The sequence below is a fragment of the Citrobacter amalonaticus genome (genome assembly GCF_001559075.2).
Classification (GTDB): domain Bacteria; phylum Pseudomonadota; class Gammaproteobacteria; order Enterobacterales; family Enterobacteriaceae; genus Citrobacter_A; species Citrobacter_A amalonaticus_F.
Genome location: NZ_CP014015.2, coordinates 2,758,884 through 2,784,717, shown reverse-complemented (window position 1 = coordinate 2,784,717; position 25,834 = coordinate 2,758,884). Strand labels below are relative to the sequence as shown.

Here is a 25,834-nt window from a genome sequence, read left to right as displayed (position 1 = left end):
CATGTAACAAAATAATACAACTCTAACCTGCCGTTACGTCTCAATAACCTGAAATCGGCTCTGTTTCGTTTAAATACGGATTATTTCGGTAAAGTTGAGAAAACTTTAAGGAATAATCTTAATTATGGTGAGGGTATTGTGGAGAGAAGATCGTTAAGTTGCGCCAGAAAAATTGTCTTCTGGCGCAAAATTCAGAAATTGACTAGCTGCGGCTTAATACGCCCCGACGGTAGAGGTTTCGTTTAATGCGCGTTAAACCGGGTTTTGGTTTACGCGGCTCATCCAGACTCGCCAGGACAATTTCCAGCACGCGCTCTGCAACATCACGATGGCGCTGCGCCACGGCCAGAACCGGGCACTGCAAGAAATCCAGCAGTTCGTTGTCGCCAAAGGTCGCAATCGCCAGATCGGAAGGTAGCTTACCATCACGGCGCAGCGTCACATCCATCACCCCCTGCAACAGGGCGAATGAGGTGGTAAACAGCGCCTGTGGCATCGGATGCGTCTCCAGCCATTTTTCAAATAGCTGTGCCGCCGCGTCACGCTCATAGCTGTTAGCATACAGAAAATTCACTTCACGCGGATCGTCTTTCCAGGCGGCACGGAAACCCTGCTCGCGCAGGAAGCTGACGGACAACTCCGGCAGCGCGCCCAGATAAAGCACAGTGTCAGCCGGGAACTTACGCAACTCTCCGGCCAGCATTTCGGCATCGTCCTGATCGGCGCCCACGACGCTGGTAAAATGTTCACGATCTAATGCACGATCCAGCGCCACAATTGGGAAAGTATCATTGGCCCAGCGTTGATAGAACGGGTGTTCCGGCGGCAACGATGTGGAGACAATGATCGCATCAACCTGGCGCTGTAAGAGATGTTCAATGCAGCGCATTTCGTTATCAGGCTGATCTTCCGAACAGGCAATCAGCAGTTGATAACCACGCTGGCGCGCCTGGCGTTCAAGATAATTCGCAATACGGGTATAGCTCGTGTTCTCCAGATCCGGGATCACCAGACCGATAGAACGTGTGCGTCCAGCACGTAGCCCGGCAGCCACAGCATTCGGGTGGTAATTATGCTCACGCACCACCGCCATGACTTTTTCGACAGTCTTGTCGCTCACGCGGTATTGCTTTGCTTTTCCGTTAATTACGTAGCTTGCAGTCGTTCGCGATACACCAGCCAGCCGAGCGATTTCATCCAGTTTCACAATTGCCCCTTGCGTAAAATGTACAAACCATAACCATTGTAACGGCATGGGTTAAAATCGGTAACATCTAAGCGCAGAATAGTTACTGCGGCAACCGCTTTTATTCCGGGTTACCACGGATTTCGCAAAAAAATGCCCAACGGGGGAAGTTGGGCATATGAATTAACGAAAAGAGAATGATTAGCGCATTATTTTGTCGCCGCGCGATAGCCCCACCACACCGGAACGCGCAACCTCAACAATTTTCGCCACTTCGCGCAACGTTGCCAGAAAAGCGTCCAGCTTATCGCTGGTCCCCGCCAGTTGAACGGTATAGAGGTTTGGCGTGACATCAATAATCTGCCCACGAAAAATCTCCGTGTTGCGTTTCACCTCTTCCCGACCATAGCCGCTGGCCTGAATCTTCACGAGCATGATTTCGCGCTCGACGTGCGCGCCATGCCCGAGTTCGCTAACCCGCAGCACATCCACCAGCTTGTGCAGTTGCTTTTCAATCTGCTCAAGCACTTTCTCGTCGCCCACCGTCTGGATGGTCATGCGAGAGAGCGTCGGATCGTCCGTCGGCGCGACGGTCAGGCTCTCAATGTTGTAACCCCGCTGAGCAAAAAGGCCGATCACGCGCGACAGCGCACCGGATTCGTTCTCCAGCAGTACTGATAATATCCGGCGCATAATCAGGTCCTCTCCGTTTTACTTAACCACATTTCATCCATCCCGCCGCCGCGAATCTGCATCGGGTAGACGTGTTCGCTGCCATCGACGGTAACATCAACAAACACCAGACGACCGTTTTTCACTTGCGCCAGCGCTTCACTCAATTGACTTTCCAGTTCATCAGGACGAGAGATCTGAATGCCGACATGTCCGTAGGCTTCCGCCAGGCGAACAAAATCAGGCAGCGACTGCATATACGATTGAGAGTGACGACCCGAGTAGATCATGTCCTGCCACTGCTTTACCATGCCCAGATAACGGTTGTTCAGGTTTAGCACCAGTACCGGCAGTTTATACTGCAGCGCGGTCGACAACTCCTGAATGTTCATCTGAATACTGCCGTCACCCGTCACGCAGACCACCGTTTCCTCCGGCAACGCCATCTTCACTCCCAGAGCTGCAGGCAAACCGAAGCCCATCGTGCCGAGACCGCCAGAGTTGATCCAACGGCGCGGTTTATCGAAGGGGTAATAAAGCGCGGCAAACATTTGATGCTGACCCACATCCGAGGTCACATACGCATCGCCATTAGTCAGGCGCCAAATCGCCTCGATAACCGCCTGTGGCTTGATACTTTCGCTGTGCGTGTCATATTTCAGGCACTGACGCGCACGCCAGCGTTCAATCTGTTGCCACCAGTCACGAATATCATCCAGCGGCTGCTGGGCGGATTCCTGCGGCAATAATTCCAGCAACTGCTCCAGCACCTGGCGCGCATCACCCACAATAGGGATATCCGCCGTCACCGTTTTAGAGATTGAAGTCGGGTCGATATCAATGTGCAGCACCGTTGCATTCGGGCAATACTTGGCCAGATTATTCGTCGTGCGATCGTCAAAACGTACCCCAACGGCAAAAATCACATCGGCGTTATGCATCGTCATGTTGGCTTCATAGGTACCGTGCATGCCCAGCATCCCGAGCGACTGACGGTGCGTTGCGGGAAATGCCCCGAGTCCCATCAGCGAAGAGACCACCGGCAGGTTGAGCGCTTCGATGGTCTGATGCAGTTGCTCATAGCACCCCGCCGTTATCGCCCCGCCGCCGACATAGACAACCGGTTTTTTTGCCGCCACCAGCGTTTGCAGGGCGCGCTTAATCTGTCCTTTATGGCCCGCAGTGGTCGGGTTATACGACCGCATGCTGACCGACTCAGGCCAGGAGTAAGGCAGTTTTTTGCCAGGATTGAGAATATCCTTCGGCAAATCCACCACCACCGGTCCCGGACGACCGCTCGCTGCCAGCCAGAAGGCTTTTTTCAGCACCTGCGGAATATCTTCCGTTTGCTTCACCAGAAAACTGTGTTTCACGACCGGGCGAGAGATCCCCACCATGTCGCACTCCTGAAAGGCGTCGTAGCCAATCAGCGAGGTCGCGACCTGACCTGAAAGAATCACTAACGGAATAGAATCCATATACGCCGTCGCGATTCCAGTAATCGCATTGGTAGCGCCCGGGCCGGAAGTTACCAGCACCACGCCCACTTCCCCTGTTGCCCGCGCCAGGCCATCGGCCATATGCACGGCAGCCTGTTCATGGCGGACGAGCACGTGATCGATCCCACCGACCGTATGCAACGCATCATAAATATCGAGGACTGCGCCCCCGGGATAACCGAATACCTGCTTAACGCCCTGATCGATAAGCGATCGGACGACCATTTCGGCTCCAGACAACATCTCCATGGCTTGCCTCACTGAATGACGATTAATGATGTGTAAAACACCTTAACCGCTCCCCTGGATGCAGGCAATTCTGAGAAAGGGGCAAATGCGCCGGGAAATAAGCACAAACGAGAGGAAAGCGACGGAGAAACGGCGAATTAAACTAAATTTCTCTCAGGTATTGATAATTAATCGGCTGAAAATGGGCACATACAGCGAATCATCAATTTTTTCGCGGATAGAAAAAAGAATGACCAACTCAATTCAGGACAAAATGCCAGTAAATAAAACGAAGACAGGATAAACCGGATGTTTCACCCGGTTTATCTCATTCGCGCCTAACGTGTGCAGACGGACGCTAACAACTCTTCCATCCACTGATGCCCTTTGTCCCGACCGGCCGCTTCATGCCATGAAAGATAACAGGTTCTGCTATTCAGTTTTAAAGGCAGCGGTAATATCTGGAGATCCAGAGAGGTAGAGAACTCTTCAGCTAACCAGCGTGGCGCAATCGCCACCAGATGCGTTTGCGAAACAACATTAAGAACACTGATTAATGCCATCCCCTGATAGGCCACACAAGATTGTGAGTCAGCCGTGTCATACCAGGGTTGACTGAATGAGTCAAAACGGTCCAGTGCAACAACAGCATGTTGTTCATTATAAACCTCGCTTTCCAGCAGAGGTCCATTAATACGAGGATGTTTACGACTGGCGACCAGCACCATTTCATCATTAAACAATGGAATACTCGTAAATTCAGGACGACGGAATTCTTCATAACTAATAACGAACTCCGTTTCCTGATAACGTAATTGGTGTTCAGTGTCTTTATTTAAGGATGACTTAAATACAACATGAATATTAGGTGCAATTTTTTCAATACGATTATAAATTAAAGAGGTCAGGGTATTATCCAGCGGGCTGCAAACGCAAAGATGGAACATGCGCTCGCTGCTACCGGGTTCAAAGCCGGAACCAGGCAGTTCATTCTGAACCAATTGCAGCGCCTGACGGACGGAACCGAAGAGCTGGAAAGCCCGCGCAGTGGGCTGGATCCCACGGCCGTAGCGCACAAAAAGCTCATCATTAAACATCACTTTAAGACGCGCCACGGCGTTGCTTACGGCTGGCTGCGACATCCCGAGGGCATGCGCGGCACGGGTAATATTCTGCTCCTGCATTACCGCATCAAATACAGTCAATAGATTAAGATCGACCATACGAAGTTGCGGTTTATCCATCTCTAAATGATGGGCATTGGGTTTATCAACGGTTACTTCTGGCATAGTTAACTCCACTGTCACGCTTAACTCCCTTTTTCTTGCCGGAATGCAGAGAAATAATCTCGGAAAATATGATTTACCATGCATATAAAATAAGAAAAAGGGTAGAGATTGAAATTAGGAAAACATAAAGACGCCAGAAAAATATGTATAAAACTGGCGCCAGCGTGATGTGGCATCCTTCACAGCACGATAAATCATAAATTTTTCATGACGAAAGCAATATAAACATAAGCAACATCAATAAACAACAATGCACCAAGTGAATAAAAACATGAATTGTAATTGACTATTTATATTACTCATACGTTAACACTTAACATTAACTTATCAATAATGTTCTTTATGCAGATATCGATTGATTAACAACGCAAATAACTTCATTAAAATCATACTGATAAAAAATCAATCTCAGTAGAGCGTGGATAAACCTTCTTTTACTCTAATTGAAAAAAAACGTGCTCAATTATGTCAAACAATGAGAAGTGTGAACACACAACCGTTTTTTACTCTGGAATAAAAGAAAAAGTTCAGCACAATTAGCTAAATCAGCCCCTCCCTTTTCCTCTGCCTGGGGCGGTGTTTTCGGCAGTGGGGTTGACATCAGCCATCGTATCCAGTACCACTAAAAGCATATCGCATTCGCCTGGAGTTGATTTAATGATTCGTATCGCTCGCTTTAACGGTCTACTACTACTAAACGCATCTTCGTTGCGCGGTAGACTGGTGAGCGGCATTCAGCATTAAGTCGTATCCAGTAAGATAAAAAACCCGCGCCGTTGCGCGGGTTTTTTTATGCTCGAAGCAAGGCGCCCTAAAGACTAAGGACCTAAAACATGAGCCAGCAAGTCACTATTTTCGATACCACTTTACGCGACGGTGAACAGGCGTTACAGGCAAGCCTGAGTGTGAAAGAGAAGCTGCAGATTGCGCTGGCCCTTGAGCGTATGGGTGTTGACGTGATGGAAGTCGGCTTCCCGGTCTCCTCTCCCGGCGACTTCGAATCCGTACAAACTATCGCTCGTCAGGTCAAGAACAGCCGGGTTTGCGCATTAGCCCGCTGTGTGGAAAAAGATATCGACGTCGCGGCTGAGTCGCTGAAGGTTGCCGAAGCCTTCCGTATTCATACCTTTATCGCCACCTCACCGATGCATATCGCCACCAAGCTGCGCAGCACGCTGGACGAGGTGATTGAGCGCGCGGTCTATATGGTGAAACGCGCACGTAATTACACCGACGATGTTGAATTCTCTTGTGAAGATGCAGGCCGTACGCCTATCGCCGATCTGGCCCGCGTTGTGGAAGCCGCCATTAATGCTGGCGCTAAGACCATCAACATCCCGGACACCGTCGGCTACACCATGCCCTTTGAGTTCGCCGGCATTATCTCCGGTCTGTATGAGCGCGTACCAAACATCGATAAAGCGATCATTTCCGTCCACACCCATGACGACTTAGGTCTGGGCGTCGGCAACGCGCTGGCTGCGGTTCACGCTGGCGCACGTCAGGTAGAAGGGGCGATGAACGGAATTGGCGAGCGTGCCGGTAACTGCTCGCTGGAAGAGGTGATCATGGCGATTAAAGTTCGCCAGGACATCCTGAACGTCAACACCCGTATTAACCATCAGGAGATCTGGCGTACCAGCCAGTTGGTCAGCCAGATCTGCAACATGCCAATCCCGGCGAACAAAGCGATTGTCGGCAGCGGCGCGTTTGCCCACTCCTCCGGGATCCACCAGGACGGCGTGCTGAAGAACCGCGAAAACTACGAAATCATGACGCCGGAATCCATCGGTCTGAATCAGGTGCAACTGAACCTGACCTCCCGTTCCGGGCGCGCAGCGGTAAAACACCGTATGGATGAGATGGGTTATAAAGAGAGTGAATACAGCCTGGACAATCTGTACGACGCCTTCCTGAAGCTGGCCGACAAGAAAGGTCAGGTGTTTGATTACGATCTGGAAGCGCTGGCGTTTATTGGCAAGCAACAGGAAGAGCCTGAGCACTTCCGCCTGGATTATTTCAGCGTCCAGTCCGGCTCTAACGATATCGCCACTGCCTCCGTCAAGCTGGCCTGCGGCAGCGACGTGAAAGCCGAAGCGGCTAACGGTAACGGCCCGGTCGATGCCATTTACCAGGCGATCAACCGTATTACCGATTACGACATTGAGCTGGTGAAATACAGCCTGTCCGCTAAAGGACACGGCAAAGATGCACTGGGTCAGGTCGATATCGTCGCCAACTATAACGGGCGCCGTTTCCACGGCGTCGGTCTGGCAACAGACATTGTTGAATCTTCCGCGAAAGCGATGGTGCACGTGCTGAACAACATCTGGCGTGCGGCAGAAGTCGAAAAAGAGTTGCAACGTAAAGCTCAGAACAACGAGAACAACAAGGAAACCGTGTGATGTCGAAGAATTACCATATTGCTGTTTTGCCGGGCGACGGTATTGGTCCGGAAGTGATGACGCAAGCCCTGAAAGTCCTGGACGCTATTCGCCATCGTTTTGAGATGCGCATTACCACCAGTCATTATGATGTCGGCGGCGCGGCGATCGACAACCACGGTCAACCGCTGCCGAAGGCGACGGTGGAAGGCTGCGAACAGGCCGACGCCGTTCTGTTTGGCTCCGTCGGTGGCCCGAAATGGGAACATCTGCCGCCGGACAGCCAGCCGGAACGCGGCGCGCTGCTGCCGTTGCGTAAGCACTTCAAACTGTTCAGTAATCTGCGTCCGGCAAAACTGTATCAAGGGCTGGAAGCCTTCTGCCCTCTGCGCGCCGACATCGCCGCGAATGGCTTCGACATTTTGTGCGTCCGTGAACTGACCGGCGGGATCTACTTCGGTCAGCCAAAAGGTCGTGAAGGCAGCGGCCAGTATGAAAAAGCGTTCGATACCGAGGTCTATCACCGCTTTGAAATTGAACGTATCGCGCGCATTGCGTTTGAATCTGCGCGTAAACGCCGCCGTAAAGTGACCTCTATCGACAAAGCTAACGTTCTGCAAACCTCTATTTTGTGGCGCGAAATCGTCAATGAAATTGCCAAAGAATATCCGGACGTTGAGCTGGCGCACATGTACATCGACAACGCCACCATGCAGTTGATTAAAGACCCGTCCCAGTTTGACGTGCTGCTGTGCTCCAACCTGTTTGGCGACATTCTGTCTGACGAATGCGCGATGATTACCGGCTCGATGGGCATGCTGCCTTCCGCCAGTCTGAACGAGCAGGGCTTTGGTCTGTATGAACCGGCGGGCGGCTCCGCGCCGGATATTGCCGGCAAGAATATCGCTAACCCGATCGCGCAAATTTTGTCGCTGGCGCTGCTGCTGCGCTACAGCCTGGATGCCGATGACGCGGCATCCGCCATTGAACGTGCGGTTAACCGCGCATTAGAAGAAGGTATCCGCACCGGTGATTTAGCCCGTGGCGCAGCTGCCGTTGGTACCGATGAGATGGGCGACATCATTGCTCGTTATGTCGCACAAGGGGTGTAATCATGGCTAAAACGTTATACGAAAAATTGTTTGATGCGCACGTCGTCTTTGAAGCGCAAAACGAAACCCCGTTGCTGTACATCGATCGACATCTGGTGCATGAAGTGACCTCTCCGCAGGCGTTCGACGGCCTGCGTGCGCATGGTCGTCCGGTTCGCCAGCCGGGCAAAACCTTTGCCACGATGGATCACAACGTCTCCACGCAGACCAAAGATATCAATGCGTCCGGCGAGATGGCGCGTATCCAGATGCAGGAACTGATTAAGAACTGCAATGAATTCGGCGTTGAGCTGTACGATCTGAACCACCCGTATCAGGGCATCGTTCACGTGATGGGGCCGGAACAAGGCGTCACCCTGCCGGGAATGACCATCGTCTGCGGCGACTCGCATACCGCGACCCACGGTGCCTTTGGCGCGCTGGCGTTCGGTATCGGCACCTCCGAAGTCGAGCACGTGCTGGCAACCCAGACCCTGAAGCAGGGCCGCGCTAAAACCATGAAGATTGAAGTCAACGGCAACGCCGCGCCGGGGATCACTGCGAAAGATATCGTGCTGGCGATTATCGGTAAAACCGGTAGCGCCGGCGGTACCGGCCACGTCGTTGAATTTTGCGGCGATGCCATTCGTGCTCTGAGCATGGAAGGCCGCATGACCCTGTGCAACATGGCGATTGAAATGGGCGCCAAAGCCGGATTAGTCGCCCCGGATGAAACCACCTTTAACTACGTCAAAGGCCGTCTGCACGCGCCGAAAGGTAAAGATTTTGATAACGCAGTCGCGTACTGGAAAACGTTACAAACCGACGCCGACGCGCGCTTTGATACGGTTGTCACCTTACAGGCTGAAGAGATTGCCCCGCAGGTAACCTGGGGAACCAACCCGGGCCAGGTGATCTCCGTGACGGACAACATTCCTGACCCGGCGTCGTTTACCGATCCGGTTGAGCGCGCCAGCGCCGAAAAAGCGCTGGCCTATATGGGCCTGAAACCGGGTGTGCCGTTAACGGAAGTGGCGATCGATAAAGTGTTCATCGGCTCGTGCACCAACTCGCGTATTGAAGATTTACGCGCTGCCGCAGAGGTTGCCAAAGGTCGTAAAGTCGCGCCGGGCGTCCAGGCGCTGGTGGTTCCAGGCTCTGGTCCGGTGAAGGCGCAAGCAGAAGCAGAAGGGCTGGATAAGATCTTTATCGAAGCCGGTTTCGAGTGGCGTCTGCCGGGTTGCTCCATGTGTCTGGCCATGAACAACGACCGTCTGAATCCGGGCGAACGCTGCGCGTCGACCAGCAACCGTAACTTCGAAGGGCGTCAGGGGCGCGGTGGTCGTACCCATCTGGTCAGCCCGGCGATGGCTGCTGCCGCCGCCGTTACCGGTCATTTTGCCGACATTCGCCGCATCAAATAAGGAGACTCCCATGGCAGAGAAATTTACCCAACATACAGGCCTGGTTGTCCCGCTGGATGCCGCCAACGTCGATACCGACGCGATCATTCCTAAGCAGTTTTTGCAGAAGGTCACCCGCACCGGTTTTGGTGCCCACCTGTTCAATGACTGGCGTTTTCTGGATGAAAAAGGCCAGCAGCCAAATCCGGAATTCGTCCTGAACTTCCCGGAATACCAGGGGGCCTCGATTCTGCTGGCTCGTGAAAACTTCGGCTGCGGCTCTTCCCGTGAGCACGCGCCGTGGGCGTTGACGGATTACGGCTTTAAAGTGGTGATTGCGCCGAGCTTCGCGGACATTTTCTACGGCAACAGCTTTAACAACCAACTGCTGCCGGTGAAATTAAGCGACGAACAGGTCGATGAGCTGTTCAGCCTGGTCAAAGCCAATCCGGGGATTACATTTGAAGTGGACCTGGTAGCGCAGGTAGTGAAAGCAGGCGATAAGTCTTACAGCTTTAAGATCGACGACTTCCGCCGCCACTGCATGCTGAACGGTCTGGACAGCATCGGGCTGACGCTGCAGCACGAAGCCGCTATCACCGAGTACGAAGACAAGCAGCCCGCGTTTATGCGCTAAGCCCGCAATACCGGATGTGCTGCGCTTATCCGGCCTACGAATTTCTGTAGGTCGGATAAGGCGTTAGCCGCCATCCGGCAATCCATAAATCAAACGTCTTTCACCCGCCCGGTCATCACCAGCGTAACCAGCGAAATCGCCGCAATCACCCAGTATACCGCGAAGTGACCATAGCTTTGGGCAACCGCACCCTGGATCACCCCCGCCAGAATTACGCCGGTCGAAATGCTGTTGGTAAATAGCGTCGTCGCCGATCCGGCCCTGCCCGGCATCAGATCCTGGAACCAGAGCATGCCAATACCGGCAATAATCCCGATAAACGCCGCATTAAACAGTTGCAACATCAGCAGCGCCTGATGGCTGTGGAAGAAAATCAGCCCGAGATAAAACAGCACGCCCGCGGTGACAGCAATAAGCATCATCCGGCGCTTACCGAAACGTTTGACGTAGAAGCCGGCAAGGATCATGATCGGGATTTCCAGTCCTGCGGCGGTGCCCATAAGGATCCCGGCAAGCTTATCCGGCAGTCCAAGCTCCGTGCTAATCCACAGCGGCATATCGATGATGTACATGGTGTTGCAGGTCCACATCAGCGTGGAAGCGATAAACAACATACGGACGTTTTTATCCTGCCAGCCACCAGACTGAATGACCGGCACATCCGCGGGTTGTTCAACGCGGGCGACGGACGGCAGCATAAAGGCAATCAGGATGAAACTGAGCGCAAAAATCGCGGCGGCAATCGAAAACATCACGGTAAAGCCGTAATTCAGCGCCAGCATAAACGCCATCGGCGGGCCAATCACCCACGCCAGTGAGAGCTGAGCACGCATCACTGAGCTGAACATCACCACTTCACGCGCCGAGCTGTCGGCATATTCCCGCGCCAGCGCGAACAATTGCGGCATCGCGGTATTTGCCAGCGACGCCAGCAGTACGCCGCAGGTGATCAGCGTCAGGTAGTGGCGATTGAAGGCAAACAGCAGCGCATTACCGATGGCCATCAGGCAACAAAACAGAATCAGCCTGCGGCGGTCTCCCTGGCTGTCTGAGCGTTTTGCCAGCGCAAGGCTCACGCCAATCCCGGCGATGGCGTTAACGGTGTAAAACAGCCCCACCCAGAACGGCTGCGCCCCGACCTCGCGACTGAGAAACAGGCTCAGCGTCGGGGCCTGTAGCGCCCCCGCCACGCCCATCATAAAAGCGACGAGCATAAACGCCGCGTACACACCGTTGAGACGTCGTCCCATCGTCATTAACCAGAGCATATCTTTCCTTAGTCAGCGCAGCCGAAACGAAAAAAGCCAGCAGATAATACCTGCTGGCGCGGTGATTAACACCAATACTCAGTCACACATGATGTCTGCTACTCCAGGGTCAGGCTGTCACCTCCCACTGCATCAGTTCTTCCAGCATCTTTAAGCGCTGCGGCGCGCTCAGGCAAGCCAACCAGGACAACCCTTCTGTCGCGGCAAAGTACTTCTGATAAAACTGGCGCATAGATGACCCCTTCATAGTGCTTCATCGGAATGTATTATTGGCCTAATATAGGGATAATAAAATTGCTGAGTTTTCCGCAGGAGTTCCCCTTTTATGTCTTCTGGCCGTCTGCAACAACAGTTCATCCGCTTGTGGCAATGCTGCGACGGCAAAACGCAGGACACCACGCTCAACGAACTGGCGGATCTGCTGAGCTGCTCGCGCCGTCATATGCGCACGCTGCTCAATACCATGCAGGAGCGCGGCTGGCTGACGTGGGAGGCGGAAGTGGGACGCGGAAAACGTTCACGCCTGACCTTTCTGTATACCGGACTGGCGCTCCAGCAGCAGCGTGCGGAAGATCTGCTGGAGCAGGATCGCATCGATCAACTGGTGCAACTGGTCGGCGACAAAACGGCCGTGCGGCAGATGCTGGTTTCCCATCTGGGCCGCAGCTTCCGTCAGGGCCGTCACATCCTGCGCGTACTTTACTACCGCCCGATGCAAAATCTGCTGCCAGGCAGCGCATTACGTCGCTCAGAAACCCACATTGCCCGCCAAATCTTCAGCGCCCTGACTCGCGTAAATGAGGAAAATGGGGAACTGGAAGCCGACATTGCCCACCACTGGCAACAAATTTCTCCCCTGCACTGGCGCTTTTTCCTGCGTCCAGGGATCCATTTTCACCACGGGCGTGAACTGGAAATGGACGATGTGGTGTCGTCACTAACGCGCATTAACGCCTTACCGCTCTATTCGCACATCAGCGAGATCGTCTCGCCAACGCCCTGGACGCTGGACATTCATCTTTCGCAACCCGATCGCTGGCTGCCGTGGCTGCTGGGTCAGGTCCCGGCGATGATCCTGCCGCGCGAATGGGAAACCCTGAGCAATTTTTCCAGCCATCCGATTGGCACCGGCCCGTACGCGGTGATACGGAATACGCGCAACCAGTTAAAAATCCATGCTTTTGACGATTTCTTCGGCTTTCGGGCCCTGATTGATGAAGTGAACGTCTGGGTACTGCCGGATATCGGCGATGAGCCGAACGGCGGTCTGACGCTGAAAGGTCCCACTGACGACGAAAAAGCCATCGAAAGCCGTCTGGAAGAGGGGTGCTATTACCTGCTGTTCGACGCCCGTACCCATCGCGGCGCCAATCAGGCGGTCCGGGAGTGGGTCAGCCGCATACTGTCACCAAGCAACCTGCTTTACTATGCCGATGAACAGTATCAGCGCCACTGGTTCCCGGCCTATGGCCTGCTGCCGCGCTGGCATCATGCGCGGCCGGGCCACGGCGAGAAACCCGCCGGGCTGGAGACGCTCACGCTGACCTATTATCACGAACACATAGAACACCAGGTGATTGCACAGATCATGAGTCAGCTCCTGGCTGAACATCAGGTGAAGCTAGAGATTCAGGAGATCGACTACGATCAATGGCATGCCGGGGAAATTGAAAGCGACATCTGGCTTAACAGCGCCAACTTCACCCTGCCGCTCGACTTCTCTTTGTTCGCGCACCTGTGTGAAGTCCCGCTGTTACAGCACTGTATTCCGCTGGACTGGGAAGCCGATGCCGCGCGCTGGCGCACCGGCGAAATGAATCTGGCCGTGTGGTGTCAGCAACTGCTTGCCAGCAAAGCGATTGTCCCGCTGATCCACCACTGGCTGATTATTCAGGGCCAGCGCAGTATGCGCGGCTTGCGCATGAACACCCTCGGCTGGTTCGACTTTAAATCCGCGTGGTTTGCCCCGCCGGATCCCTGATTGCCGCAACGCGGCAAAATCACTACACTAACGCCGTTCTCAACGGGGTGCTAATTAAACATACACAAAATCATTCAAGCTGCATCAAAGCGGCAAGCGAGTGAATCCCCAGGAGCATAGAACACTATGTGACTGGGGTGAGCGAACTCAGAGGCTGCCTGAATGATGAAGTGTATGGGCTGAGAAAATACCCGTCGAACCTGATCCGGATAACGCCGGCGAAGGGATTTGAGGCTACCGCTCAAAATCCTTTGCCACCCATCTTTTGAGGTGCAAAGTGTTGAAAAAATGTCTTCCCCTTTTACTCCTGTGCGCAGCGCCTGCCTTCGCAAAACCCGTTCTTACCGTCTACACCTACGACTCGTTCGCCGCAGACTGGGGCCCTGGCCCGGCGGTGAAAAAAGCTTTTGAAGCCGACTGCAACTGCGAGCTGAAACTGGTAGCGCTGGAAGATGGCGTTTCACTCCTCAACCGCCTGCGGATGGAAGGGAAAAACAGCAAGGCCGACGTGGTGCTGGGGCTGGATAACAACCTGCTGGAAGCGGCGACGCAAACCCAACTGTTCGCGAAAAGCGGTGTCGCCAGCGAGGCGGTCAATGTTCCTGGCGGCTGGAAGAATGACACCTTCGTCCCGTTTGATTACGGCTACTTCGCTTTTGTGTATGACAAAAACAAACTGAAAAACCCACCGAAGAGCCTGAAGGAACTGGTCGAGAGCGATCAGAAATGGCGGGTGATTTATCAGGATCCGCGCACCAGCACGCCAGGACTTGGGCTGATGCTGTGGATGCAGAAAGTGTATGGCGATAAAACGCCGCAGGCGTGGCAAAAACTGGCGGCAAAAACCGTCACCGTCACCAAAGGCTGGAGCGAAGCTTATGGCCTGTTCCTGAAAGGTGAAAGCGATCTGGTGCTGAGCTACACCACCTCTCCGGCGTATCACATCATCGAAGAGAAAAAAGAGAACTACGTGGCGGCCAACTTTAGTGAAGGCCATTACCTGCAGGTGGAGGTCGCCGCGCGTACCGCAGCCAGTAAGCAGCCTGAACTGGCGGAAAAATTCCTCAAATTTATGGTTTCGCCTGCGTTTCAGAATGCTATCCCGACCGGCAACTGGATGTATCCGGTGGCGAATGTCACCCTGCCTGCCGGATTCGAACAACTGACGAAACCCGCAACGACCCTGGAATTCACGTCAGCGGAAGTGGCGGCACAGCGCCAGGCATGGATTAGCGAATGGCAACGCGCCGTCAGCCGTTAATTGCCGGCTGGCTGATCCCAGGCCTTTGTGCCGCCACGTTGATGGTGGCGGTGGCGCTGGCCGCTTTTCTGGCATTGTGGTTCAACGCGCCGCAGGCGGCGTGGTCCTCGCTGTGGCAGGACAGCTACCTGTGGCACGTGGTGCGTTTTTCCTTCTGGCAGGCCTTCCTGTCAGCGGTGCTTTCTGTCGTTCCAGCCATCTTCCTTGCCCGCGCGTTGTACCGACGCCGCTTTCCGGGGCGTCTGGCCCTGCTGCGCCTGTGCGCCATGACGCTGATCCTCCCGGTGCTGGTCGCGGTGTTTGGTATTCTCAGCGTCTATGGACGCCAGGGATGGCTGGCTTCGCTCTGGCACATGCTTGGGCTGGAGTGGACCTTCTCGCCTTACGGTTTGCAGGGCATCCTGCTGGCTCACATCTTTTTTAATCTGCCGATGGCAAGCCGCCTGCTGTTGCAGTCGCTGGAGAATATTCCCGGCGAGCAGCGTCAGCTTGCCGCCCAACTGGGTATCCGCGGCTGGCAGTTCTTCCGTTTTGTCGAGTGGCCGTGGCTGCGCCGCCAAATCCCGCCGGTCGCTGCGCTGATTTTTATGCTCTGTTTTGCCAGTTTCGCTACCGTACTGTCGCTGGGCGGCGGGCCGCAGGCGACAACCATTGAGCTGGCGATTTATCAGGCGCTGAATTTCGACTACGATCCTGCCCGCGCCGCCATGCTGGCGCTGATCCAGATGGTGTGCTGTCTGGCGCTGGTGCTCCTCAGTCAGCGATTGAGTAAAGCCATCTCTCCCGGCACCACGTTGGTTCAGGGGTGGCGCGATCCGGACGATCGGCTGCACAGCCGTTTAACCGATGCCCTGCTGATTGTCCTCGCACTGCTGCTGTTGCTTCCACCGCTGTTGGCGGTGATGGTCGACGGGGTGAATCGCCATCTGCTGGACGTGCTCGCACAGCCCATTTTATGGCAGGCGGTGTGGACTTCGCTGCGTATTGCGCTGGCAGCGGGTCTGCTGTGCGTGATCCTGACGATGATGTTGCTGTGGAGCAGCCGCGAACTGCGCGCCCGTCAGCAGCTGTTGGCAGGGCAAGCGCTGGAGCTAAGCGGGATGCTTATTCTGGCGATGCCTGGCATTGTACTGGCCACCGGCTTCTTCCTGTTGCTCAACAACAGCATCGGTCTGCCGGAATCCGCTGACGGCATCGTGATTTTCACCAATGCGCTGATGGCCATTCCCTACGCGCTGAAAGTGCTGGAAAACCCGATGCGCGATATTACCGCCCGCTACACCATGCTGTGTCAGTCGCTGGGGATTGAAGGCTGGCAGCGGCTAAAAGTGGTCGAACTGCGGGCACTGAAGCGCCCGCTGGCGCAAGCTCTCGCCTTTGCCTGCGTGCTGTCTATCGGCGATTTTGGCGTGGTAGCGCTGTTCGGCAACGATGATTTCCGCACCCTGCCGTTTTATCTGTATCAGCAAATTGGCTCTTATCGCAGTCAGGACGGTGCCGTCACTGCGCTCTTATTGCTGATCCTGTGCTTTATTTTATTTACCGTTATTGAGACGTTACCGGGGCGAAATGCTAAGACTGACTGATATCACCTGGCTCTACCACCATCTGCCCATGCGCTTTACGCTGTCCGTGGCGCGCGGTGAACAGATGGCGATTCTGGGACCAAGCGGCGCAGGGAAAAGTACGTTACTGAGTCTGATTGCCGGTTTTCTCACGCCTGCCCGCGGCACCCTGCTGATAGAAGGGGAAGACCACACCACCACGCCGCCATCACGTCGTCCGGTGTCGATGTTGTTTCAGGAAAACAATCTGTTCAGCCATTTAAACGTTGAGCAAAACATCGGTCTGGGACTGGATCCCGGACTGAAGTTAAACGCCGAACAGAAAGAGAAGCGCCGGCATATCGCACAACAAATGGGGATCGAGACGCTGATGGCCCGCCTGCCCGGCGAGCTTTCCGGCGGTCAGCGCCAGCGTGTGGCACTGGCGCGTTGTCTGGTACGCGAACAGCCGGTCCTGCTGCTTGACGAACCGTTTTCAGCCCTCGACCCTGCTCTGCGCCAGGAGATGCTGACCCTGGTAAGCGATATCTGCCATGCCCGGCAACTGACGCTGCTGATGGTGTCACACAGCGTCGAAGATGCGGCGCGCATTGCCCCACGCTCTGTCGTCGTGGCCGACGGTCGCATCGCGTGGCAGGGCAAAACCGATGAATTGCTGAGTGGCAGAGCCAGCGCCTCAGCGCTGTTGGGGATTAAAAAATAATGGGTTGCCGGATGGCGGCTTTGCCTTATCCGGCCTACGAGATAAACGCCATCCGGCAGAAATATCAGTAGCCCACCACTTTTTGCAGAATATCGAGATACACTGGCATCAGCGGGTGGCGGAGTAACGTCACCAGCGCGACAATCCCCATCCCCAGCACCACCGGCGCCAGCCAGAGCAGACGGCCTTTTGGCAGGTAATGCGTTAAGCGGTCCGTCGCGGCTTTTCCGCTACGCCACAGGCGCCAGCACAGCCAGCCACCGAGCCACAGCAGGATGGCTGTCGCCAGCAGCAACCACTTAAACTCGCCGCTTTGCATCCCCGCCGGAATATCAATTGCCGCGCCGGCCAGAATCCCTGGCAGAAAATAAAACGGCGGCCAGAGCAGGCAGCCAATAATGTTGGGCGTAATGAATTTCGCCACCGGTAGATCCAGCATTCCGGCGACCATCGGCACCAGCGGGCGCGTTGGTCCGACAAAGCGTCCCACCAGAATCGTGAACATACTGTGCTGATGCAGCGCGTGCTCAGTTTTATCCAGCAGCGCCTTGTTCTTCTTCATGAACGACCAGCGGTGTAGCGGCTTTTTGAAGCGCCAGCCCAGCCAGAACGAGATCCAGTCGCCCAGCAGACAACCGATAATTCCCGCCAGCCAGGCATGCCAGAAGTTGAGTTCCCCGCTACCGATCAGGGCGCCCAACCCGGCCATCATTACCGTTCCCGGTAAAATCAACCCCACCAGCGCCAGCGATTCCAGGAAGGCCACCAGCGCCACAGCAATCAAAGAGTACATGGCGGACTGGAGAATGAAGTGTTCCAGCAATGCTTGCATAATGCGTCCGTCAGATTTACGAAGCAGGGATTCTGCTAATCCATCCCTGCTTCGTCAAGCTATCAGTTATCAGATTAGTTACAGGTTATGACATCTTCACGGGCACATCATTCACTTTTTCTTCACAACCGGCGCGGAACTCGCTCGGACTGGCGCCGGTACATTTTTTAAAGACGCGGGAGAAATAGAGCTGATCGTCGAACCCGACATTACGTCCGACGGTGGCAATCGGCATGCGTGTTGTACTGAGCAGCAGTTTCGCCTGGCTGATACGCTGATCCTCACGCCAGCTCAACACGCTGATACCCAACTGTTGACGGAACAGGTGCGACAGGCGCGATGGCGACAGGCAGACGTGCTGGGCAACGCTGGCAATATCGAAGTGGCTGTCCGCCAGATGATCGCTGATGTACTGACAGGCATCGCGCACGCGGTTATCCATCGGTGGATGCAGCGACGCGTTGATCGCTTCCATTCTCCGCAGCAGTAACTGCTCCAGCAGGTTGATAGCCAGCAGTTCAGAGTAGCGCCCTTCCCCCTGTCCGGCGTGGATAATCTGGCCGAACAGCTCATTAAAGTGCGGCTGATGCGCTTCGTCCGGACGGAAAAAACCGGTCTGCGCAAAAATGGACGGCCAGGTCAGCCACTCCTGCCAGTAGGCGCGGGGACGAAAGTAAACCCACTGGTGATACCACTCGCTGGCATCCGGATGGCGTCCGTAGTGATGAATTTCGCCCGGCGGGAACAACAAAATGTCACCGGGTCGGCAGACAAACTCCCGCCCCTGATTTTTAATCACCCCTTCCCCCCGAATCGTGAGGTTAAGGATATAGCCTTTCATCCCCAACGGCCTGTCGATAAAAAAATCCAGATACCCGTTGGCGTCTATCGGCGTTAAACCGGCGACCAGATGCGCGTTAAACGAGTACCCTGGCAGGAGAGGGTCATTTTGCGGTTCAGCCATAATTTCACGACTCCCGAGGTTCGGTGAGGAAACAAATTGTCCATATTACGCAGGACAGTATGGTTTGCGCCCTGCCTTGTCGCCGCACCATCACGGGCGGCCCCATCAACCCCGCTTGTGAAAAGCATTATGTCATGACTCTGCGCGATGACTGCGGCAAAAACGGGTAACAAAAGTGTCTATAACTAGAGCAGAAATGTCCACATTGATTATTTGCACGGCGTCACACTTTGCGATGCCATAGCATTTTAATCCATAAGATTAGCGGATCCTACCTGACGGTTTTTATCCCCACTCACTACTGTTTCTCCATACCCGTATTTCTGGATGGAGCAAGAGGATGGCAATTGCAATTGGCCTCGATTTTGGCAGTGATTCTGTACGCGCGCTGGCAGTGGAATGCGCCACCGGCGAAGAGATCGCCACCAGCGTTGAGTGGTACCCGCGCTGGCAGGAAGGACGTTTTTGTGACGCCCCGAACAACCGGTTCCGCCATCATCCCCGCGACTACATGGAGTCGATGGAAGCCGCGCTGAAAAGCGTATTGGCAGAACTCAGCGCGGCGCAACGTGCAGAGGTCGTTGGGATTGGCGTCGACAGTACAGGCTCAACGCCAGCGCCGATTGACGCCGATGGCAACGTGCTGGCGCTCCGGGAAGAGTTCGCGGAAAACCCAAACGCGATGTTCGTCCTGTGGAAAGACCACACGTCAGTAGAAGAAGCCGAAGCCATTACCCGTCTGTGCCATACGCCGGGCAACGTCGATTACTCCCGTTACATCGGCGGCATTTACTCCAGCGAATGGTTCTGGGCCAAGATCCTTCATGTCACCCGCGAAGACCGCGCAGTTGCCCAGGCCGCCGTCTCCTGGATTGAACTGTGCGACTGGGTGCCAGCCCTCCTTTCTGGTACCACGCGTCCGCAGGATATCCGCCGGGGTCGTTGCAGCGCCGGGCACAAATCACTGTGGCATGAAAGCTGGGGCGGTCTGCCGCCCGCCAGTTTCTTCGACGACCTCGATCCGCTGATTAACCAGCATTTGCAATACCCCCTGTTCACCGACACGTTCACTGCCGATCTGCCAGTTGGAACGCTGTGCGCCGAGTGGGCGCAGCGCCTTGGCCTGCCGGAAAACGTCGTCATCTCCGGCGGCGCATTCGACTGCCACATGGGTGCTGTTGGCGCGGGCGCACAGCCCAATGCGCTGGTGAAAGTCATTGGAACCTCAACCTGCGACATCTTGATTGCGGACAGACAGAGCGTCGGCGAGCGCGCCGTGAAAGGCATTTGTGGGCAAGTCGATGGCAGTGTGGTCCCCGGTTTTATCGGTCTGGAAGCCGGACAGTCTGCCTTTGGCGATATCTACGCGTGGTTTGGTCGCATTCTCGGCTGGCCGCTGGAGCAACTCGCCGCGCAGCACCCGGAACTGAAAGCGCAGATCAGCGCCAGCCAGAAACAACTGCTGCCAGCATTAACCGAAGCCTGGGCGAAAAATCCGTCGCTGGATCACCTACCGGTGGTGCTTGACTGGTTTAACGGCCGCCGCACGCCGAACGCAAACCAACGCCTGAAAGGGGTGATGACCGATCTGAATCTGGCCACGGATGCCCCGGCGCTGTTCGGCGGACTAATCGCCGCAACCGCCTTTGGCGCAAGGGCCATCATGGAATGCTTTACCGAACAAGGTATTGCGGTCAACAACGTCATGGCGCTGGGCGGCATCGCCCGGAAAAACAAGGTCATTATGCAGGCCTGCTGCGATGTCCTGAATCGACCGCTACAAATCGTCGCCTCCGATCAGTGCTGTGCGCTGGGCGCGGCCATCTTCGCCGCCGTGGCGGCCAACGTGCATGCCGATATCCCTGCGGCACAGCAGAAAATGGCCAGCGCGGTGGAAAACACGCTGCAACCTCGCCCCGAACAGGCACAACGTTTCGAACAGCTTTATCGCCGCTACCAGCAGTGGGCGGTAAGCGCTGAGCAACATTATCTTCCGACTGCCACCCCGGTTAATACCGCGCCGGCTGACCAGGCAACCCTGACTCACTAAGGACACGACAATGACTATTTTTGATAACTATGAAGTGTGGTTTGTAATTGGCAGCCAGCATTTGTACGGCCCTGAGACGCTGCGTCAGGTCACTCAACACGCGGAGCACGTCGTCAAGGCGCTGAATACCGAAGCGAAACTGCCCTGCAAGCTGGTGTTAAAACCACTGGGGACCACACCGGATGAGATCACCGCCATTTGCCGTGACGCAAACTATGACGATCGCTGTGCGGGTCTGGTGGTCTGGCTGCATACCTTCTCTCCAGCCAAAATGTGGATCAACGGCCTGACAATCCTCAACAAACCGCTGCTGCAATTCCACACCCAGTTCAATGCCGCCCTGCCGTGGGACAGCATCGACATGGACTTTATGAACCTCAACCAGACTGCGCACGGCGGCCGCGAGTTCGGCTTCATCGGCGCGCGTATGCGCCAGCAACACGCGGTAGTCACCGGTCACTGGCAGGATCAACAGGCTCATGCTCGTATCGGCGCCTGGATGCGTCATGCGGTGTCGAAACAAGATACCCGTCATCTGAAAGTGTGCCGCTTTGGCGACAATATGCGTGAAGTGGCGGTTACCGATGGCGATAAAGTTGCCGCGCAGATCAAGTTCGGCTTCTCGGTCAACACCTGGGCGGTGGGCGATCTGGTGCAGGTGGTGAATTCCATCAGCGACGGCGACATCAATGCCCTGATTGATGAATACGAAAGCAGCTACACCCTGACCGCCGCCACGCAGGTTCACGGTGAAAAACGCCAGAACGTGCTGGAAGCGGCGCGTATTGAGCTGGGCATGAAGCGCTTCCTGGAACAGGGCGGCTTTCACGCGTTCACCACCACCTTTGAAGATTTGCACGGTCTGAAACAACTTCCGGGTCTGGCCGTACAGCGTCTGATGCAGCAGGGCTATGGCTTTGCCGGCGAAGGCGACTGGAAAACTGCCGCTCTGCTTCGCATCATGAAAGTGATGTCAACCGGTCTGCAGGGCGGCACCTCTTTTATGGAGGATTACACCTATCACTTCGAGAAAGGCAACGATCTGGTGCTCGGCTCCCACATGCTGGAAGTGTGTCCATCGATCGCGGTGGACGAAAAACCGATCCTCGATGTCCAGCATCTTGGCATTGGCGGTAAAGACGATCCCGCTCGTCTGATCTTCAATACGAAGACCGGTCCGGCGATCGTGGCCAGCCTGATCGACCTCGGCGATCGCTATCGTCTGCTGGTCAACTGCATCGACACCGTGAAAACCCCGCACGCGCTGCCGAAACTGCCGGTCGCCAACGCGCTGTGGAAAGCCCAACCGGATCTGCCGACCGCGTCGGAAGCGTGGATCCTGGCCGGCGGAGCGCACCATACCGTCTTCAGCCATGCGCTGGATCTCAACGACATGCGTCAGTTCGCCGAAATGCACGATATCGAAATCACCGTGATTGATAACGATACCCGCCTGCCCGCCTTCAAGGACGCGCTGCGCTGGAACGAAGTGTATTACGGCTTTAAACGTTAAGCGAATGGTTGCCTGATGGCGCTTTGCTGATCAGGCCTACCTCTCTGCGTAGGCCTGATAAGGCGTTTACGTCGTCATCAGGCAGGGAGAAAAAACATGCTAGAAGATCTCAAACGTCAGGTACTGGAAGCGAATCTGGCGCTGCCAAAGCACAATCTGGTCACGCTCACCTGGGGGAACGTCAGCGCGGTCGATCGCGAGCGCGGTGTCTTTGTGATCAAACCTTCCGGCGTTGATTACAGCGTGATGACCGCAGATGATATGGTGGTTGTCAGCATCGCGACGGGTGAAGTGATTGAAGGTAAGAAAAAGCCCTCGTCCGATACGCCGACGCATCGTCTGCTGTACCAGGCTTTCCCCTCTATTGGCGGTATTGTGCATACTCATTCGCGCCATGCAACCATCTGGGCACAGGCCGGGCAGTCCATTCCGGCAACGGGCACTACGCACGCCGACTATTTCTATGGCGCGATTCCCTGCACCCGCAAAATGACCGATAGCGAAATCAACGGCGAGTATGAGTGGGAAACCGGCAACGTCATTGTCGAAACCTTTGCAAAACAGGGCATCGACGCCGCGCAGATGCCCGGGGTGCTGGTGCATTCACACGGTCCCTTTGCGTGGGGGAAAAACGCCGAAGACGCTGTGCATAACGCCATCGTCTTAGAAGAGGTCGCCTATATGGGCATTTTCTGCCGCCAGCTCGCGCCACAGTTACCCGATATGCAGCAAACGTTGCTGGACAAGCATTACCTTCGCAAGCACGGAGCGAAAGCCTATTACGGGCAGTAGCAGCGCCAATAACTGTATAAAACCCCAGCACAACACGTTGAACCAGGCTATAATCATGCCTGGTTTTTTTGATGGATAAACAGCGTGGCGCAGGCAGGTTTTATCTTAACCCGGCACTGGCGGGATACGTCGCAGGGAACTGAAGTCTCCTTCTGGCTGGCAACAGACAGCGGGCCTTTGCAGGTTACGCTTGCGCCGCAAGAATCCGTTGCGTTTATCCCTACCGCGCTAACCGCCCGCGTCACGTCGGTATTAAGCAGTGAAAATGGCTACCGCCTGACGCCGCTTAACCTCAAAGATTTTCATCGTCAGCCGGTTTCAGGTCTTTACTGCCGCTCGCATCGCCAGTTGATGCGACTGGAAAAGCTGTTGCGCGAGAATGGCGTGACGGTTTATGAAGGCGATGTCCGCCCGCCGGAGCGTTATCTGATGGAACGCTTTATCACCTCGCCGGTGTGGGTCGAAGGTGAGACGCGCAACGGTGCAATCGTCAATGCGCGATTAAAGCCCCATCCCGACTATCGTCCCCCGCTCAAGTGGTTGTCTCTGGATATTGAAACCACCCGCCACGGCGAGTTGTACTGCATTGGGCTTGAAGGCTGCGGGCAGCGCATTGTCTATATGCTCGGCCCCGAAAATGGCGATTCATCAGCGCTCGATTTCCAGCTTGAGTATGTCAACAGCCGCCCACAACTGCTGGAAAAGCTAAACGAGTGGGTTGCCCGCCACGATCCCGACATCATCATCGGCTGGAATCTGGTGCAGTTCGACCTTCGCGTGTTGCAAAAACATGCTGAGCGCTACCGTATCCCGCTGCGTTTTGGCCGCGATAACAGCGAACTCGAGTGGCGTGAGCACGGTTTTAAAAATGGCGTTTTTTTCGCCCAGGCGAAAGGTCGGCTGATCGTTGACGGTATTGAGGCGCTGAAGTCTGCCTTCTGGAATTTCTCGTCGTTTTCGCTGGAGACCGTTTCGCAGGAACTGCTTGGGGAAGGTAAATCGATCGATAATCCATGGGATCGCATGGATGAGATCGACAGACGTTTTGCCGAAGATAAACCCGCGCTCGCCACCTACAATCTGAAAGATTGCGAGCTGGTGACGCGAGTCTTTCATAAAACCGAGATCGTGCCGTTCCTGTTAGAGCGTGCCACGGTCAACGGATTACCTGTCGATCGTCACGGCGGTTCGGTCGCCGCGTTTGGCCACCTCTATTTTCCGCGTATGCATCGCGCCGGGTATGTTGCGCCGAACCTCGGTGAAGTGCCGCCCCACGCCAGCCCCGGCGGTTACGTGATGGATTCGCGTCCCGGCTTATATGATTCGGTACTGGTACTGGATTACAAAAGCCTGTACCCCTCGATCATTCGCACCTTTTTGATCGACCCTGTCGGACTGGTGGAAGGGATGGCGCACCCTGATCCCGAACACAGCACCGAGGGATTTCTCGACGCCTGGTTCTCACGAGAAAAACACTGCCTGCCAGAAATTGTGACGTCGATCTGGCAGGGTCGTGACGACGCCAAACGGCACGGTAATAAACCGCTTTCTCAGGCGCTGAAGATCATCATGAATGCCTTTTACGGTGTGCTCGGCACGACGGCCTGCCGCTTTTTCGATCCGCGTCTGGCATCGTCAATCACCATGCGCGGTCATGCGATCATGCGCCAGACCAAAGCGCTCATTGAAGCCCAGGGCTATGACGTAATTTATGGCGATACCGACTCCACCTTCGTCTGGCTGAAGCGCGCCCACACAGAAGAGGAGGCGGCGAAAATCGGTCGCGCGTTAGTGGAGCACGTCAACGCCTGGTGGACGCAGTCACTTCAGGAAAAGAATCTTACCAGCGCGCTGGAACTGGAGTATGAAACGCATTTCTGCCGCTTTCTGATGCCCACCATCCGTGGCGCGGATACCGGCAGCAAAAAACGCTACGCGGGTCTGATTCAGGAAGGAGAAAACCAGCGGATGGTGTTTAAAGGACTGGAAACCGTGCGTACCGACTGGACACCGCTGGCGCAGCAGTTCCAGCAAGAATTGTATCTGCGCATTTTTCGTCACGAACCGTACCAGGATTACGTTCGCGACACCATTGATCGGCTGATGGCGGGCGAGCTGGACGAGCGTCTGGTCTATCGCAAGCGTCTGCGTCGACCGTTAAGCGAGTACCAGCGCAACGTTCCGCCACACGTGCGCGCCGCCAGACTGGCTGACGAAGAAAACCTGAAGCGGGGACGCCCGGCGCAGTACCAGAACCGCGGCACCATTCACTATGTCTGGACCCTGAACGGCCCGGAGCCAAAGGATTATCAGCACTCGCCGCTGGATTACGAGCATTATCTGACGCGCCAGCTCCAGCCCGTTGCGGAAGGAATTCTTCCCTTCATTGATGATAACTTTGCTACACTACTGACAGGCCAATTAGGGTTATTTTGACGCGTGACGAATCCATCGCCATCCATTACCATAGCGCCCTTTCCATTCCTGGACCCAATTTACCGTTCTGCCATAGCATC

The 25,834-nt window shown here is 55.2% G+C and carries 21 protein-coding genes and 1 riboswitch; of the genes, 13 read left to right on the top strand and 8 right to left on the bottom strand.

The window, feature by feature from the left end; translation table 11 throughout:
* Nucleotides 1–202 precede the first annotated feature (202 nt).
* The 4 genes from cra to leuO all read right to left on the bottom strand — a co-directional run bounded on the left by cra (nt 203) and on the right by leuO (nt 4,874).
* Entirely contained in the window at nt 203–1,207 is a 1,005-nt protein-coding gene (gene cra / locus AL479_RS13465) for a catabolite repressor/activator (protein WP_061076417.1), read from the bottom strand.
* Nucleotides 1,208–1,387: 180 nt separating this feature from the next.
* Nucleotides 1,388–1,879 (bottom strand): acetolactate synthase small subunit, encoded by a 492-nt coding sequence (gene ilvN / locus AL479_RS13460; RefSeq protein WP_042997945.1) that lies wholly within the window; start codon nt 1,877–1,879, stop codon nt 1,388–1,390.
* Between the two features lie 2 nt (nt 1,880–1,881).
* The gene (ilvI, locus tag AL479_RS13455) at nt 1,882–3,606 is read right to left on the bottom strand and encodes an acetolactate synthase 3 large subunit (RefSeq protein WP_061076416.1); all 1,725 of its coding nucleotides are present in this window, start codon (nt 3,604–3,606) and stop codon (nt 1,882–1,884) included.
* A 317-nt stretch (nt 3,607–3,923) separates the two neighbouring features.
* Entirely contained in the window at nt 3,924–4,874 is a 951-nt protein-coding gene (gene leuO / locus AL479_RS13445; protein WP_061076414.1) for a transcriptional regulator LeuO, read from the bottom strand.
* Between the two features lie 657 nt (nt 4,875–5,531).
* Here leuO and leuL point away from each other — a divergent pair.
* The 5 genes from leuL (at nt 5,532) to leuD (ending at nt 10,389) form a co-directional block, all read left to right on the top strand.
* On the top strand, nt 5,532–5,618 hold the full coding sequence (gene leuL / locus AL479_RS13440) for a leu operon leader peptide (protein ID WP_042323878.1): 87 nt from the start codon (nt 5,532–5,534) through the stop codon (nt 5,616–5,618).
* A gap of 89 nt (nt 5,619–5,707) precedes the next feature.
* Nucleotides 5,708–7,279: a 2-isopropylmalate synthase gene (gene leuA, locus AL479_RS13435; protein ID WP_061076413.1), complete on the top strand. Its 1,572-nt coding sequence runs from the start codon at nt 5,708–5,710 to the stop codon at nt 7,277–7,279.
* Nucleotides 7,279–8,370: a 3-isopropylmalate dehydrogenase gene (gene leuB / locus AL479_RS13430; RefSeq protein WP_061076412.1), complete on the top strand. Its 1,092-nt coding sequence runs from the start codon at nt 7,279–7,281 to the stop codon at nt 8,368–8,370. Before leuA ends, leuB begins: the two co-directional genes overlap by 1 nt.
* A 2-nt stretch (nt 8,371–8,372) precedes the next feature.
* The gene (leuC, locus tag AL479_RS13425) at nt 8,373–9,773 is read left to right on the top strand and encodes a 3-isopropylmalate dehydratase large subunit (protein ID WP_105291757.1); all 1,401 of its coding nucleotides are present in this window, start codon (nt 8,373–8,375) and stop codon (nt 9,771–9,773) included.
* A 10-nt stretch (nt 9,774–9,783) separates the two neighbouring features.
* Nucleotides 9,784–10,389: a 3-isopropylmalate dehydratase small subunit gene (leuD, locus tag AL479_RS13420; RefSeq protein ID WP_061076411.1), complete on the top strand. Its 606-nt coding sequence runs from the start codon at nt 9,784–9,786 to the stop codon at nt 10,387–10,389.
* An 89-nt stretch (nt 10,390–10,478) separates the two neighbouring features.
* On the opposite strand, the gene AL479_RS13415 is transcribed toward leuD, so the two are convergent.
* Nucleotides 10,479–11,657 carry a sugar efflux transporter gene (locus AL479_RS13415; protein WP_061076410.1) on the bottom strand — a complete coding sequence of 393 codons (1,179 nt, stop codon included), beginning with the start codon at nt 11,655–11,657 and terminating at the stop codon, nt 10,479–10,481.
* A 109-nt stretch (nt 11,658–11,766) separates the two neighbouring features.
* On the bottom strand, nt 11,767–11,889 hold the full coding sequence (sgrT, locus tag AL479_RS13410; protein WP_042323887.1) for a glucose uptake inhibitor SgrT: 123 nt from the start codon (nt 11,887–11,889) through the stop codon (nt 11,767–11,769).
* A 93-nt stretch (nt 11,890–11,982) separates the two neighbouring features.
* On the opposite strand from sgrT, the gene sgrR reads away from it, so the two are divergent.
* The 4 genes from sgrR (at nt 11,983) to thiQ (ending at nt 17,167) form a co-directional block, all read left to right on the top strand.
* Nucleotides 11,983–13,638 carry an HTH-type transcriptional regulator SgrR gene (gene sgrR, locus AL479_RS13405; protein ID WP_061076409.1) on the top strand — a complete coding sequence of 552 codons (1,656 nt, stop codon included), beginning with the start codon at nt 11,983–11,985 and terminating at the stop codon, nt 13,636–13,638.
* Nucleotides 13,639–13,671: 33 nt separating this feature from the next.
* A riboswitch (TPP riboswitch) is annotated at nt 13,672–13,883 on the top strand.
* Nucleotides 13,884–13,915: 32 nt separating this feature from the next.
* Nucleotides 13,916–14,899, top strand: a complete 984-nt coding sequence (gene thiB / locus AL479_RS13400; RefSeq protein ID WP_042997954.1) for a thiamine ABC transporter substrate binding subunit — start codon at nt 13,916–13,918, stop codon at nt 14,897–14,899.
* On the top strand, nt 14,875–16,485 hold the full coding sequence (gene thiP, locus AL479_RS13395; RefSeq protein ID WP_061076408.1) for a thiamine/thiamine pyrophosphate ABC transporter permease ThiP: 1,611 nt from the start codon (nt 14,875–14,877) through the stop codon (nt 16,483–16,485). Before thiB ends, thiP begins: the two co-directional genes overlap by 25 nt.
* Nucleotides 16,469–17,167 (top strand): thiamine ABC transporter ATP-binding protein ThiQ, encoded by a 699-nt coding sequence (gene thiQ / locus AL479_RS13390; protein ID WP_061076407.1) that lies wholly within the window; start codon nt 16,469–16,471, stop codon nt 17,165–17,167. The genes thiP and thiQ overlap by 17 nt, the downstream gene beginning before the upstream one ends.
* A gap of 64 nt (nt 17,168–17,231) precedes the next feature.
* Here thiQ and AL479_RS13385 read toward each other — a convergent pair whose 3' ends face one another.
* Both AL479_RS13385 and araC read right to left on the bottom strand, forming a co-directional pair.
* On the bottom strand, nt 17,232–17,999 hold the full coding sequence (locus AL479_RS13385; protein ID WP_061076406.1) for a DedA family protein: 768 nt from the start codon (nt 17,997–17,999) through the stop codon (nt 17,232–17,234).
* A gap of 85 nt (nt 18,000–18,084) precedes the next feature.
* Entirely contained in the window at nt 18,085–18,963 is an 879-nt protein-coding gene (araC, locus tag AL479_RS13380) for an arabinose operon transcriptional regulator AraC (RefSeq protein WP_042997958.1), read from the bottom strand.
* Nucleotides 18,964–19,303: 340 nt separating this feature from the next.
* On the opposite strand from araC, the gene araB reads away from it, so the two are divergent.
* From araB to polB, 4 genes are all read left to right on the top strand, one after another.
* On the top strand, nt 19,304–21,013 hold the full coding sequence (gene araB, locus AL479_RS13375; RefSeq protein WP_061076405.1) for a ribulokinase: 1,710 nt from the start codon (nt 19,304–19,306) through the stop codon (nt 21,011–21,013).
* 10 nt (nt 21,014–21,023) lie between these two features.
* Nucleotides 21,024–22,526, top strand: coding sequence for an L-arabinose isomerase (gene araA / locus AL479_RS13370; protein ID WP_061076404.1), 1,503 nt, complete (start codon nt 21,024–21,026; stop codon nt 22,524–22,526).
* A gap of 96 nt (nt 22,527–22,622) precedes the next feature.
* Complete coding sequence (gene araD, locus AL479_RS13365) at nt 22,623–23,318, top strand: L-ribulose-5-phosphate 4-epimerase (protein ID WP_061076403.1); 696 nt, start codon at nt 22,623–22,625, stop codon at nt 23,316–23,318.
* An 84-nt stretch (nt 23,319–23,402) separates the two neighbouring features.
* The gene (gene polB, locus AL479_RS13360; RefSeq protein WP_061076402.1) at nt 23,403–25,754 is read left to right on the top strand and encodes a DNA polymerase II; all 2,352 of its coding nucleotides are present in this window, start codon (nt 23,403–23,405) and stop codon (nt 25,752–25,754) included.
* Nucleotides 25,755–25,834 lie beyond the last annotated feature (80 nt).

What these genes read in the sequence shown, in the direction of transcription:
- AL479_RS13415 (WP_061076410.1), bottom strand. Translation starts at nt 11,657, where the DNA reads ATGCTCTGGTTAATGACGATGGGACGACGTCTCAACGGTGTGTACGCG.
- thiP (WP_061076408.1), top strand. Translation starts at nt 14,875, where the DNA reads ATGGCAACGCGCCGTCAGCCGTTAATTGCCGGCTGGCTGATCCCAGGC.
- leuC (WP_105291757.1), top strand. Translation starts at nt 8,373, where the DNA reads ATGGCTAAAACGTTATACGAAAAATTGTTTGATGCGCACGTCGTCTTT.
- sgrR (WP_061076409.1), top strand. Translation starts at nt 11,983, where the DNA reads ATGTCTTCTGGCCGTCTGCAACAACAGTTCATCCGCTTGTGGCAATGC.
- leuD (WP_061076411.1), top strand. Translation starts at nt 9,784, where the DNA reads ATGGCAGAGAAATTTACCCAACATACAGGCCTGGTTGTCCCGCTGGAT.
- araB (WP_061076405.1), top strand. Translation starts at nt 19,304, where the DNA reads ATGGCAATTGCAATTGGCCTCGATTTTGGCAGTGATTCTGTACGCGCG.
- ilvN (WP_042997945.1), bottom strand. Translation starts at nt 1,879, where the DNA reads ATGCGCCGGATATTATCAGTACTGCTGGAGAACGAATCCGGTGCGCTG.
- araD (WP_061076403.1), top strand. Translation starts at nt 22,623, where the DNA reads ATGCTAGAAGATCTCAAACGTCAGGTACTGGAAGCGAATCTGGCGCTG.
- leuO (WP_061076414.1), bottom strand. Translation starts at nt 4,874, where the DNA reads ATGCCAGAAGTAACCGTTGATAAACCCAATGCCCATCATTTAGAGATG.
- leuB (WP_061076412.1), top strand. Translation starts at nt 7,279, where the DNA reads ATGTCGAAGAATTACCATATTGCTGTTTTGCCGGGCGACGGTATTGGT.
- leuA (WP_061076413.1), top strand. Translation starts at nt 5,708, where the DNA reads ATGAGCCAGCAAGTCACTATTTTCGATACCACTTTACGCGACGGTGAA.
- thiQ (WP_061076407.1), top strand. Translation starts at nt 16,469, where the DNA reads ATGCTAAGACTGACTGATATCACCTGGCTCTACCACCATCTGCCCATG.
- araA (WP_061076404.1), top strand. Translation starts at nt 21,024, where the DNA reads ATGACTATTTTTGATAACTATGAAGTGTGGTTTGTAATTGGCAGCCAG.
- leuL (WP_042323878.1), top strand. Translation starts at nt 5,532, where the DNA reads ATGATTCGTATCGCTCGCTTTAACGGTCTACTACTACTAAACGCATCT.
- ilvI (WP_061076416.1), bottom strand. Translation starts at nt 3,606, where the DNA reads ATGGAGATGTTGTCTGGAGCCGAAATGGTCGTCCGATCGCTTATCGAT.
- sgrT (WP_042323887.1), bottom strand. Translation starts at nt 11,889, where the DNA reads ATGCGCCAGTTTTATCAGAAGTACTTTGCCGCGACAGAAGGGTTGTCC.
- araC (WP_042997958.1), bottom strand. Translation starts at nt 18,963, where the DNA reads ATGGCTGAACCGCAAAATGACCCTCTCCTGCCAGGGTACTCGTTTAAC.
- AL479_RS13385 (WP_061076406.1), bottom strand. Translation starts at nt 17,999, where the DNA reads ATGCAAGCATTGCTGGAACACTTCATTCTCCAGTCCGCCATGTACTCT.